Consider the following 12,851-nt stretch of genomic DNA (forward strand, 5'->3'; position numbering starts at 1 on the left):
GTGCGCCCAGACTTTCCGGCCGGACCGGCCACCCGCTCCGCCATCTACTGGCTTGGCCTGCTGGCAGCACTGAAGGCGCTGTCACTGGTCCTGATGGGGCAGGCCGTGGCCGCCATGCTCGCGGGGCTGGCCACCGGAAACGGGTCCTGGCCCGAGCAACTGCCGTGGGGCCTGGCGGGAGTTGTCCTGAGGTCCGTCACCGTCTGGGCCCAGGGCATCGCCGCGCGCCGCGCCGCGCTGGGCATCAAGGAGGAACTCCGCGCGGAACTGCTGGCCCGGGCCCTGCGGAACGGTGCACGCAGCACCGGCCCGGCCGATGGCGGGCTGGCCGTACTGGGCACGCGAGGGCTGGACGCGCTGGACAGCTACTACACGCAGTTCCTACCCGCGCTGGTGAACTGTGCCGCGATCCCGCTGCTGCTCGGGGCACGGATCCTGTTCACCGACTGGGTCAGCGCGGTGGTGATTGTCCTGACGGTTCCACTCGTCCCGCTGTTCATGGTGCTGATTGGCCGCTACACCGAGGACCATGTCCGCGAGGCCCAGGAAACCCTGACCCGGCTGTCCGCGCACATGCTGGAGCTGGCCAAGGGCCTGCCCGTCCTGGTGGGCCTGGGCCGTGCCACCGCGCAGCGCAAGGCCCTCGAGGAGATCTCGGAGGAATACCGCGCCCGGACCATGGGGACGCTGCGCACCGCGTTCCTGTCCGCACTGGCGCTGGAACTGATCGCCACGATTTCCGTAGCGGTGGTAGCCGTGTTCATCGGCGTCCGCCTGGTGCACGGCGACATGCCGCTCGAGGCCGGCCTCCTGGCGCTGATCCTGGCGCCGGACTGCTACCTGCCACTGCGCGAACTGGGCACCGCCCACCATGCCAGTGATGACGGCCGGGCGGCCCTGGCCGAGACCAGGAAAATCACTGACGCGCCCGAGCCGCGGCCGCTGCCAACACAGGAAAGCGAAGCTGCCGCGGACGACGACGGCAGCCGGGGTTCCGTGCCCGGGCCCGGGGGAGTGACGGTCACCGGCCTCAGCGTCACGTACTCCGGACGGTCCGCCCCCGCCGTCGGGCCCTTAACCTTCACCGCCCCGCACGGGCTGATCACCGCCCTGGACGGCCCCAGCGGCGCCGGCAAAAGCACTGTCCTGGGCGTGCTGGCCGGGACCGTCGGGGACGGCGGCGGAACCACGGTGTCCGGCAGCCTCTCCGGACTGGACCGCGATGCAATCGCCTGGGTTCCGCAGCATCCGGTCATGGTGGCGGACTCCGTGCTCGACGAAGTCCTGCTGTACCTTGGCGGCGGAATGGGCCGTGACACTCCGGCCGCAGCCGAGGCGGCAAAGGATTGCCTCGCCGCAGCGGCGGCCGGGCACCTCGCCGGCCACCATCCGGCCGAACTGAGCCCGGGCGAGCTGCGGCGCGTTGCGCTGGCCCGCGGCCTGGCACGCATCAGGTCGGGGGCCACCGTTCTGCTTCTCGACGAGCCCACCGCACACCTTGACGCGGTGTCGGCGGTGCTGGTGCAGGACTCGATCCGTGCGCTTCGCGGCCAGGTCACCGTTATCCTGGTGGCCCACGACCAGCAGACCCGCGAGCTGGCCGACCACGTGGTGCCCGTATCGGTCCAGGGCATCACAGCGCCGACTGACCCCTCAGCGACGACTCGAACCGGCGCCGGGACCGTGGCCGCCGTGGAGCAAGAGCATGCCCCGGAAACTGCCGGGCCCCGTCCGGCGAAGGCGCAGAACTCCGCGGCCACGCACCCCAGACCAAGCGGGACGGCCCGCCTCCTGGCCGGCCTGCTGTCACCGGTGGCCGGCCGGTTCACCGGTGCCGCGGTGGTGGGCACTTTTGCCGCCATTTTCGCCGTGGCACTGTCCGGACTCTCCGGCTGGCTCATCATCAGGGCCAGCGAACAGCCGCCTATCCTGTACCTGCTCACTGCCATCGTCGGCGTGAGGTTCTTCGGGATCGGGCGCGCCGTCCTGCGCTACTGGGAACGGCTCCTGCTGCACGACGCCGTCTTCGGGGCCCTCACCCGCCTGCGCGGCCGGCTCTGGGAATCATTGAGCCGCAAGGCACTCTCACTCCGGCGGCTCCTGCAGGGAGGCAACGTCCTGGGCACGGTGATTGACGACGTCGACACCGTCCGCGACCTGCTGCCGCGGGTTGTGCTGCCGCCCGTCACGGCGCTGGCCGTGGCCGGTTCAGCGCTCGCGGCAACCGCGCTGGTGGCCCCTGCCGCGCTGCCGGCGGTTGCCTTGGCAGCAGCGCTCAGCCTGTTCGTGGCGCCGGCCGCCGCCCTGTGGGGGGACCGCCGCTCGGCCACAGCGGAACAGAGCCTGCGGGCAGGCGTCCTGCGCCGCACGTCCGCTGCGCTGGATGCCAGGGCCGAGCTGCACGCGAACGGCATCGCGGGCACCGTCCTGGACGCGTTGCGGGTCGAGGACCGCTTGGCCACCCGGGCATCGCAGCGGTCCGCCTGGGCCGAAGGCCTCGGCCAAGCCATGACCGTCGCAGCCTGCGGCACGGCTGCTGTGGCTGCTGCCGTGCTGACCGCACCGCAGGTGCTGGCAGGAACCATGGAGCCCGCAACCGCCGCGGTTGTTGTCCTGCTGCAGCTGGCGCTGGGGGAACCGTATGCAGCGATGACGACGGCGGTGCGCCAGTACCCGGCGCTCCGCAGCGTTATGCGCCGGGTCGCGGAGTCAGGCGTGCTGGACGGCGATGCCACTGAAGCCGGGCACGGCGACGGCCTGCACATTGTCCCCGCCCGTTCCGGCGCAGCCGCGGGCGTTGAACTGGAAAGCGTCGGAGCGGCGTGGCCCGGCGGAGAACCGGTGTTCTCCGCGGTCTCCGCAACGGCCGGACCAGGCACCTGGCTGGCGGTCACCGGACCGTCAGGTGTGGGGAAATCCACGTTGCTCGCCGTCCTGCTGGGATTCCTGCCCGCCGCCACCGGCCGGGCAACGGTCACCGGGACGGCGGCCTGGTGCCCGCAGGAGGCACACCTGTTCGACTCGACGCTGCGGGGCAACCTGATGCTGGGCGTCCCCACAGCGGAGGCGCTGCCGGGTGTGTCACCTGTCCGCGGCGACGTTGACGGTGACGCCCGGCTGGGAGCGGCGTTGGCCGCCGTCGGCCTCAGCGCCTTGGTGTCGCGGCTGCCGGCCGGACTAGATACCCGGATCGGGCCGGGTGGTTCCTTCCTCAGCGGCGGCGAGCGGCAACGGCTGGCCGTGGCGCGGACCCTGCTGACGGGGGCCGAGGTCATTCTGCTCGACGAGCCCACGGCCCATCTGGACGCGCAGGCGGGACGGGAAATGCTGGCAGATCTCCGTGCCGGCCTGAAGGACCGCACAGTGGTTATGGTGACCCACAATCCGGCGGACATCCGGCCGGATGACGCCCGGCTGGAGCTCTCGGCAGTTTCCCGGACGGGCGCGGCTGCCTCGCTGGTGGGTTGAGTCCGGCAGCCTGAATTCAGCGTGCGCTGCCCAGCCCTCCGTGGCTCAGCCGCCTACTCCTCAGCCGTCCACATCGTGGAGGTGATGGACGACGTCGTGCAGGAAGTACTGCGCCAGCGTCAGGACCGTGAATTCGGAGCCGTTGCTGCGCAGGCCCCGCCGCCCCCACTCTGCCTCCCGGACGCCGGCGAAGGACTCGGCGACCTGCTTGCCCTCGGCCGTCAGTTCGGCGCTGACCACGGCGGGATCGGCGTTGGCGTAGTCCTTTTCGACGGCAGTGCGGTCCTGGTCCCAGTTCTCAAATTGGGCGCCGTCGGCCTCGAGCATAAGGTTCAGCCGCTGGTCGAACAGCGCAAAGACGTCACGGACGTGGCAGGCGTATTCCAGTGCCGACCACGTCCTGTCATCCGGGCGTTCGGCAACCTCAGGCCGGCGGAGGACGGCCCGCCAGCGCGGCAGCATGTTCTCCACGGTGCCAGGCACCGTGGCGGGTGTGACGGTGGACGCGTCGAAGGAGCACTCGGGGCAAGGCCGGGACAGGACCCAAGTCCAGTCCTTTTCATCAGGAATGATAGGCATGGCAGCAGTCTAGGACGGATCGCTCCAGGCCATGGCCGGACCCACCGCGTCCACTGCCTGGGACAGCGGAATCCCCGAGCCGTCCCGCCGGCCGTGCTCCTGCGGCAGCGACCTGGCAATGCCGGCCAGAGATGAGGCCTTCGCAGGTCCATGCCCGGCCCACGCCAGCAGCAGCGTGTCTTCGCCCTTGAGGAACCGGTGAGCGCGGACGCCGGCTGTTGCACGGCCCTTGGCAGGGTATTCGGCGAAGGCCGTCACCTTCGCGGCCCCCGGCGCGGTGCCCGGCAGGGCTGCGTTGGTGCCGGCAATGGTAACCACGACGGCGGCGTCGTCGGCGGCGGTAACCGCCCCGAAGAACAGCACCTGGTCCCCGGCGCCGAGCTTGATGCCCACCATGCCGCCGGCCGTCCTGCCCTGGGCCCGGACGTTGGCGGCACCGAAGCGGAGTAACTGCGCCTCACGGGTGAGGAACACCAGATCGGTCTCCTCAGACTGGGCCGGCGCCACACCCACCACCTCGTCCTTGTCCTTGAGCGCAATGACTTCCCAGTCCTCGCGGTTCAGGGGGTAATCGGGCTGGACCCGCTTGACCACACCCTGGACGGTGCCGATGGCAAGGACTTCATCCAGCGGGGCGAACGCCACCAGCGTTTCACCCTTCAGCAGCGTGATGAAGTCCTTGGCCGGGACACCGCCGGAGAGGTTGGGCAGGCCGGACATCGGCGGCAGCACCGGCATGTCCATGACCTGGAGCCGCAGCATCCGCCCCTGGGAGGTGACCGAGGCTATTTCCCCACGCGCCGAGGTCTTGACCACCGAACGGAAAACGTCGTGCCTGGCCCGCGGCCCGGACTCGGCGAGGGGCTCCTGGTTGGACGTGCGTGCGATCTGGCCCGACGCTGTCAGGATGGCCCAGCAGGGATCGTCCGCGATCTCCAGGGCGAGCGGCGCGGCTTTGCCTTTGCCGTTTGGGGTAGCCGCCAGGGCTGCCGCCACGGTGGGGGAGACGGCCTCGGATTCGAGCAGGACAGTCCGCCGTGGTGTGCCGTATTTCTCGGCTATTTCGCCGAGCTCAGAGGATACAAGGCCACGCAGCCGCTCCTCGGAGCCGAGGATTGCTTCCAGCTCCGCGATCTCGCGGCGCAGTTCCTCCTGCTCCTTTTCCAGCTCGATGCGGGAGTACTTGGTCAGCTGGCGCAGCCGCAGTTCCAGGATGTAGTTGGCCTGGATCTCGGAAAGATCGTAGATGGACATCAAACGGACCCGGGCCGCCGCCACTTCATCCGAGGAACGGATGATCTGGATGACCTCATCGATGTCCATGATGGCGATCAGGAGGCCCTCCACCAGGTGCAGGCGGTCCTTCTTCTTGCCCAGCCGGAACGACGTCCGCCGGCGCACCACATCGATCCGGTGCTCCACGTACACGGAGAGCAGCTTCACCAGGCCGAGGGTCTGCGGCTGGCCGTCCACCAGGGTCACGTTGTTGATGCCGAAGGAATCCTCCATCGGCGAGAAACGGTACAGCTGCTGGAGCACGGCGTTCGGGTTGAAACCGTTCTTCAGCTCAATGACGAGGCGCAGGCCATGCTGGCGGTCCGTCAGGTCAACGATGTCACTGATCCCGGTCAGTTTTTTGCTGTTGACCGCATCCTTGATCTTCTCGATCACCTTCTCGGGGCCCACCATGTACGGCAGCTCGGTGACCACCAGGCCGGTGCGCCGGGCCGAGAGCTGCTCGATCTCAACCTTCGCCCGCGTCTTGAAGGAACCGCGTCCGGTGGCGTAGGCGTCCCGGATACCGTCCAGGCCCACGATCCGCCCGCCCGTTGGCAGGTCCGGCCCGGGCACAAAGCGCATGAGGTCTTCGAGGGTCGCATCCGGGTGGGCGATCAGGTGCCGGGCGGCGGAGATGACCTCCACCAGGTTATGCGGGGCCATGTTGGTGGCCATGCCGACGGCGATGCCCGTGGCGCCGTTGACCAGCAGGTTGGGGAACGCGGCCGGGAGGACATCGGGCTGGGTCAGCTGGTTGTCGTAGTTGGGGACAAAGTCCACCACGTCTTCGTCGAGGTGGTCCGTCAGCGTCAGGGCCGCCGCCGCGAGCCTGGCCTCCGTGTACCGGGGTGCCGCCGGGCCGTCGTCGAGCGAGCCGAAGTTGCCGTGGCCGTCAATCAGCGGCAGGCGCAGCGAGAAGTCCTGGGCCATCCGGACCATGGCGTCATAGATGGCAGTATCGCCGTGCGGGTGGAGCTTGCCCATGACCTCGCCCACCACACGGGCGCTCTTGACGTGGCCGCGGTCCGGGCGCAGGCCCATCTCGGACATCATGTACAGGATCCGGCGCTGGACCGGCTTGAGCCCGTCCCGGGCGTCAGGCAGGGCCCTGGAGTAGATCACCGAATACGCATACTCCAGGAAGGAGCCTTCCATCTCGGACGTGACATCGATGTCCACGATGTTCTCGACGAAATCCTGGGGTGCGTCCCCGGCAGGGGCTGGGCTTTGGCGGCGGGCCATGGGGCTGGTGGATCCTTCTGGGTTACTCGTGGTGCTGTGGTCTGGGCGCAGGTGTGGAGGATAACTCCGGGCACACGGCCTGCGCCGCCAGTTTGTGGTTAGGCTAAGCCTATGGTGGATCAGCCCGGGGACGGCGAATATCCGGAACATTGGGAAGCCGATGTCGTGCTCCGTGACGGCGGAACAGCCCATCTGAGGCCCATCCACCCCAGCGATGCGGACGCGGTCCAGGCTTTCCATGCCGGGCAGTCGCAGAACTCAATCTACATGCGCTTCTTCGCGTTCAAGGCACGGCTGTCCAGCAAGGAGCTCAAACGCTTCACCGAAGTGGACTACCAGGACCGGGTTGCGCTGGTGATCACCTTCGGCGGCGAAATCCTGGGGATCGGCCGCTACGACAGGCTGGATGACCCCCTCGAGGCCGAAGTTGCGTTCAATATCGCCGACGCCCACCAGGGCAGGGGCATCGGTTCAATCCTGCTCGAACACCTTGCCGCGGCGGCCCACGAAAACGGGATCCGCCGCTTCAGCGCCGAAGTGCTGCCGGAAAACCGCAAAATGCTGATGGTGTTCGCCGATGCCGGCTACGACGTCAAACGCCACTTCGACGACGGTGTGGTCAGCCTGGAGTTCAACATCGACCCCACCGAAAAGTCCCGGGCGGTGATGGAATCACGGGAGCACCGCGCCGAGGCGAGAAGCGTCCGGGACCTGCTGGCGCCGTCGTCCATTGCCGTCATCGGTGCGAGCCGCAAGTGGGGGACTGTGGGGTACCAGCTGCTGGAACACATCATCGAAGGCGGTTTCGCCGGGCAGGTCTACGCCATTAACCCGGAGGCGCTGGAGCTCGCCGGAATGATGTCCTTCGGCCGGATTGCCGAGGTCCCGGAGCCGGTGGGGCTGGCCGTGGTCGCCGTCCCCTACGAAGAGGTCGCCACCGTGGTTGACCAGTGCGCCGCGGCCGGGGTCAAAGGGCTGGTAATTGCCTCCGCAGGCTTCGCGGACGACGGCGAACGCGGCCTCGCCCGCCAGCGCAACCTGGTCCGCAAGGCCAGGGCCAACGGCATGCGGGTGATCGGGCCCGCGTCCCTGGGGATCGTGAACACGCATCCCGGCGTGATGCTGAACGCCTCCATGGCACCCACCCTGCCGCGTCGCGGGGGCCTGGGCCTGTTCAGCCAGTCGGCGGCCATCGGTGTTTCCCTCTACGCGGCGTCACACCGCCGCAGGCTGGGCCTGTCCACGTTCCTGTCGGCGGGCAATCGTGCGGACGTCTCCGGCAACGACATGATGCAGTTCTGGGAGGACGACGCCGACACAACCGCGGTGGGCCTCTACCTGGAGTCGATCGGGAACCCCCGAAAATTCTCCCGGATCGCCCGGCGGCTCGCCCGCACCAAGCCCGTGGTGGTGGCCAAATCTGAAACCATGGGCCTGCGGCTGCCGCCCGGCCACGCCGTCAGGACTACCCAGGCACCCGCCGGCGCGCTGGACGCCATGATGCGCCAGGCCGGCGTCATCCGAGTGGAGACCATCGAGCAGCTGATGGACATCACCCAGATAGTGTCCGGCCAGCGGCTCCCGGCGGGGCCAGGGCTCGCCATCTTCAGCAATTCCCTGGCGCTGGGGAAAGTGGTGGCGGACAGCGCCGAGGCACACGGCCTGAGCGTGGATGGCATCACCACGGACGTGGATCTCGACGCCGGGATGTCCCTGGCGCTGCCGGCCCTCCGCCGCAGCCTCCAGGACACACTCGCCTCGGACGCCGTCCACGCCGTGGTGGCCGCGCTGCTGCCGGTGCGTGGCCTGACGGTGGACCATATCGCCGAGGTCCTGGCCGAATGCTCGGCCGCCGCCGGAAAACCGGTAGTCGCTGCCTTCACCGGCATCCTTGACCCCTCCATCTACGTGGAGGGCATGGTGGGAGGTGCGGGACGGACAGTGCCGTGCTTCTCGAACGCCGGTGCGGCTGTGGCGGCCCTCGCCGCCGTGGTGCGCTACGCGGAGTGGGTGGCACGGGACCCCGGCCACTTTGTCCAACCCGAAGGCTGCAACCCGGAAGGCGCACGGATCCTGCTCGATCAGGTGCTCCACGATGTCCACGGGGAGCAACTCAAGACCCTCGATCCGGCGTCCGCGGCCCAGCTGCTGGCCCACTACGGCATTGCGGTGCTGCCGTCCGCAGGTTTCGACTCAGAAGACGAGGCAGTTGCCGCCGCCGCCAGGCTGGGCTGGCCGGTGGCGCTGAAAACGACAGACCCCGCACTTCGCCACCGCCTGGACCTGGGCGGAGTCCGGCTCGACATCGAGGACCCGGAGTCGCTCCGCCGCAACATCGTGCAGATGCGGCGCTCGCTGGCGCCCTACGGTTCGCCGGCCCTGGAGGTGCAGTCCATGGCCCCGGTGGGCCAGGCGTGCACGTTCCGGGCCATTGAGGATCCGCTGCTGGGCCCTGTGGTCTCCTTCGGGCTGGCCGGGGACGCGGTCAACCTGCTCGATGACTGGGCGCACCGCGTGCCTCCGCTGTCCGCCGCCGACGTGAAGGACTTCATCCGTGGACCCCGGGCGGCGCGCAAGCTCTTCGGCTACCAGGGCCTTCCTGCCGTCGATATCGACGCGCTCGAGGAACTCGCCGGCCGGCTGGCCTGGATGAAGGACAACCATCCGGAAATAGCCCTGGTGGAGTTCAACCCTGTCCTCTGCGGAACCCAGGGGGTGTCCATCCTGGCCGCGGATATCCGGATCGGCAACGCGGCCCAGCGCACGGACAGCGCCCGCCGGGCCATGCTGGGCTGACCGCGGTTAGCAAGTCCCCGGCCGATCTGTGAAAATGGGGTAATGAGCTCACAGCCTTTCAAGTCGACGCCATCCACGCCCGGCACTGACAACCAGGCAACCCGCCCCCACAGCTCTAACAGCCACACACCGCAGGCCCAGAGCCTGGACGGCGCGCTCCAGAAGGCGGGCTTCTACCCGCCCCTGGTGACCGACGTCGTTGATGACGCCCTGGACGGCCGCGAGTGCCTGGCCCACCTGGTGCACCTGGAAACCCACTTCGACCGGGCCGAAGTCCGCCGCCACATCACCGTGCTGGTCCTGACCTCGGACATGCTGGTCATCACCCACGTGGACGACCAGCAGCTCGATGACGCCGGCGAACAGATCGTCGCCCAGGTTTCCACCGAATCCGTGCCAGTCGCGCAGATCCGCTCCGTGGTCCTGAGCTACATGTACTCCCAGCCGCAGGACTACAAGCCCTCGGACCCGGTCCGGGAAGTCACCCTCGCCATTGCCTGGTCCGGCGGCCAACGGCTGGACATGGGGCCCGCGAGCTGCGGAGACCCGCAATGCGAGGCAGACCACGGCTACAGCGGCACCATTGCCCAGGAGGACATCGTCCTGCGGATCAGCGCCGAAGCCGACGGTCCGCAGGCCGTCCAGGACGCCAAACTCTTCGCCCGTGCCCTGCGGGCAGTGAACACCGGCTCCACGACTCCCGTGCCGCACAACGGCCAGACACTCCAGCCCCGGCCGCGGACGGGTGTGTTCGGAAACAGGCTCAGCCGCGGGCACCAGCAGCGCTGAGATGCCGGAGCACGAAAAAGCATCAGTCTCCTCAGCCGCTTCCCCAGGGGGTTCCCGAGTGGCCGCCCGGCAGCTGAGGACGCCGCCCGCGCCCGCCTTTGGGCGGCGGTCCGTCGCGGACGTCCTCACCAGCGCGGCTGCCAGCCTCGGGGTGGAGGGTTTCACGAACTCCCTCGGCCTTCCGCCGGCGTCGCGCGTCTGCGTGGTCCTGGCCGACGGCCTGGGCCGGAACCTGCTGAAACAAAAGTCTGCCCACACACCCTTCCTGCGCTCCGTGATGCAGTCCGGCCAGGGGGACGTCCCCGTCTGGCTGGATTCCACGTTCCCCTCAACCACGGCCGCAGCCCTGGCCAGCTTCGGCACCGGCCTCCCGCCCGGCCAGCACGGAATGGTGGGCTATGACGTCCTGGACCCGGACCAGGACAAAGTAGTCAACATGCTCGGCAACTGGGATGCCAAGGTGGACCCCGCTGAGTGGCAGCCGTTCCCTACCGTCTTCGAACGCGCCGCCGAATCAGTTAACGTGACCACGGTCAGCCTGCCGCAGTTCGGCACCTCACCCATGACCCAGGCGGCCCTCCGCGGCGGGAATTTCGTCTCAGCCGTGACGTCCCACGCCCGCACGGAAGCCGCCGCCGAAGCCATGGACACCGCCGGACGGTCCCTGATGTACTTCTACGTCAACGAACTGGACAAGGCCGGCCACCGGCACGGCTGCCAGTCTGAAGAGTGGGAACACCAGCTCGAAGAGCTCGACGCAACCGTCAAACGGCTCAACGCGTCGCTCCCGGCCGGGACCACCGTGCTCCTCACCGCGGACCACGGGATGCTCGACGTCCCGGAGCAGCAGAGGATCGACTTCGCCGCGGACGCGTCGCTTGTTGACGCCGTGCGGCATACGGCCGGGGAGCCCCGGATGGTCCACCTCTACCTCGAGGATCCGGCAGATGCCTCGGGCCGGGACCGCTTGTTGGGTGCGTGGCGTGCCCGTTTCGGCGACAGGATCTGGGCCTTTACCCGGGAGGATGCCATCGCCGCCGGACTGTTCGGGACGCTGCGCCCCGCCGTCGGGCCCCGGATTGGCGACATCATGATTGCCGCACGCGACGCCCTGGCCCTCTACGACACGCGCCGCGGGCGCCCCGCCGCCATGGAGGTGGTAGGCCAGCACGGCTCGCTGACCAAAGCGGAACGCGAAGTACCGCTGCTGTGCTTTACGGCCGAAGGCAGGACACGCCGTCGCTGAGGCGTCAGTCCCGCTTGGTCCCGAAGACGATCTCGTCCCAGCTGGGAACCGTGGACCGCTTCGGTTTTGCGGGCTGCCGTTCAGGCTGGTCCGCGTCGTGGTCGTGGTGCTGGCCGGATCCTGCGTCTTCGGTGCCGGCCGCGTAGGCTGCCCGGCGCGGGCTTCCGCCCAGCAGTTCGTCCAGGCCCACGTTCGGCCCGGGACGTCCCGGCCCTGACTCTCCGGGGGCACCCTGTCCGGCGGGGCGAAGCGGCGACGCCACGATGGTGATTTCCCTAGTGTCAGTGCTGACGCCGTCGTGCAGTTTCAGGACGTCATCATCCTCTGAGTCCCGGTGCGGCGGGATGAGGCTCAGGCGGGACAACATTGACGGCCGTGCGTCACGCTTGCGGGTGAGGGGATCGGCTGCGGCGGCAGGCGCGGCGTCGTCCGGCGCGGACTCGTCGGGGGCTGCCTCCGGGGCTTCCGGCTCGTCGCGGTACCGCTGTTCCGGGGAGTCCCGCTCCGGGATCACCTCGGAGGGACGCGGATGGGCGGCGGGCACGCCGTGGGTCAGCAACAGTGCCAGGGCGTCGTCCGCGTCCTCATCGACGCCGAGGCGCTGGCCGCGGCGTGAACGAAGCATGTCGAGGAGACCGTCGGATTCCCTGGCCTGGGGGACAGCCTGCGGACCCGTCAAATTGCGGGCGGCCGCCGCAGCTTCGGCGTCGGTTTCAAAGTCAAACGGCCGGTCCGAGACGGCAGTGAGGCGGCGGGCCGGGACGGGACCGTCCAGCGGCTCCAGCTCGCTGAGCTGCTGGGCCCAGCGGTTGGCGTTCTGCAGCGACTTACGGACCGGACTGAAAGTCCACTGCGCAGGCGGCTCTTCGCCGATGCCGGAGGTGCCGTCCTTCTTGGTTTCAAAGCGGGCCACTACGGTCCAGTTGCCATCCTGGCGCCGCCACGAATCCCATTCCACGGTGGAAGGTTCAACCCCGTGAGCTGAGAGCCGGTGGTTGACCATGTCGTTGAGGGAAGCCGGGTTGTCGCCAAAAATGGAGCGGTACGCGTCATGGCCGGGGGAGGGCGAAGCCACTTCCACCTTCCGCGCCTGTTGCGCTACATACTCCCGCTCGGCAAGGACAGGGCCCTCATACCGCTCGACTTTTGCGAGGGGAAGCCCGGAAAGCTCAGCCACGTCCGCAGCGGTGGCACCGCTGCGGATCCGTGACTGGATGTCCCTCGGAGACATGGCAATGGGCGCAGCCGCAGCAGCGCTCTTCGCCGAAGACCGGCTGGCCGCCCGCAGTGCTTCATCGATCGGCAGCTGGAACATCTCGCCGCCGGCACCGCTCAACAGGAGATGCTCCCCGTCGTCGTGTACGCCTACAAGCCGTAGATCCTGCATACAAATCCTCCACCCTGGCATTACTATCAATCGAAACTCTGCCACCCACCGGCACGCTTTTGGGTT

General features: G+C 68.7%; 7 protein-coding genes. 4 read left to right on the plus strand and 3 right to left on the minus strand.

From position 1 onward, the window contains the following. Nucleotides 1-3,468, plus strand: coding sequence for a thiol reductant ABC exporter subunit CydD (gene cydD / locus AC3IT0_RS08465; RefSeq protein ID WP_489323283.1), 3,468 nt, complete (start codon nt 1-3; stop codon nt 3,466-3,468). 60 nt (nt 3,469-3,528) lie between these two features. Here the strand turns inward: cydD and AC3IT0_RS08470 are convergent, their stop codons facing one another. Both AC3IT0_RS08470 and AC3IT0_RS08475 read right to left on the minus strand, forming a co-directional pair. Next, nucleotides 3,529-4,047 carry a DinB family protein gene (locus AC3IT0_RS08470; RefSeq protein ID WP_489323284.1) on the minus strand — a complete coding sequence of 173 codons (519 nt, stop codon included), beginning with the start codon at nt 4,045-4,047 and terminating at the stop codon, nt 3,529-3,531. Nucleotides 4,048-4,056: 9 nt separating this feature from the next. Continuing rightward, on the minus strand, nt 4,057-6,567 hold the full coding sequence (locus AC3IT0_RS08475; protein WP_489323285.1) for a DNA gyrase/topoisomerase IV subunit A: 2,511 nt from the start codon (nt 6,565-6,567) through the stop codon (nt 4,057-4,059). Nucleotides 6,568-6,678: 111 nt separating this feature from the next. Between AC3IT0_RS08475 and AC3IT0_RS08480 the strand changes: the two genes are divergently transcribed. From AC3IT0_RS08480 to AC3IT0_RS08490, 3 genes are read left to right on the plus strand one after another with little or no spacing between them, the layout of a single operon-like run. Continuing rightward, nucleotides 6,679-9,363 (plus strand): bifunctional acetate--CoA ligase family protein/GNAT family N-acetyltransferase, encoded by a 2,685-nt coding sequence (locus tag AC3IT0_RS08480; RefSeq protein WP_489323286.1) that lies wholly within the window; start codon nt 6,679-6,681, stop codon nt 9,361-9,363. Nucleotides 9,364-9,405: 42 nt separating this feature from the next. Beyond that, nucleotides 9,406-10,152 (plus strand): DUF5998 family protein, encoded by a 747-nt coding sequence (locus AC3IT0_RS08485; protein WP_489323287.1) that lies wholly within the window; start codon nt 9,406-9,408, stop codon nt 10,150-10,152. Nucleotide 10,153: 1 nt separating this feature from the next. Then, nucleotides 10,154-11,398, plus strand: coding sequence for an alkaline phosphatase family protein (locus tag AC3IT0_RS08490; protein WP_489323288.1), 1,245 nt, complete (start codon nt 10,154-10,156; stop codon nt 11,396-11,398). 4 nt (nt 11,399-11,402) lie between these two features. Here AC3IT0_RS08490 and sepH read toward each other — a convergent pair whose 3' ends face one another. Continuing rightward, on the minus strand, nt 11,403-12,785 hold the full coding sequence (sepH, locus tag AC3IT0_RS08495) for a septation protein SepH (protein ID WP_489323289.1): 1,383 nt from the start codon (nt 12,783-12,785) through the stop codon (nt 11,403-11,405). Nucleotides 12,786-12,851: the final 66 nt, after the last annotated feature.

Source organism: Pseudarthrobacter sp. KH_020_B (assembly GCF_057840185.1).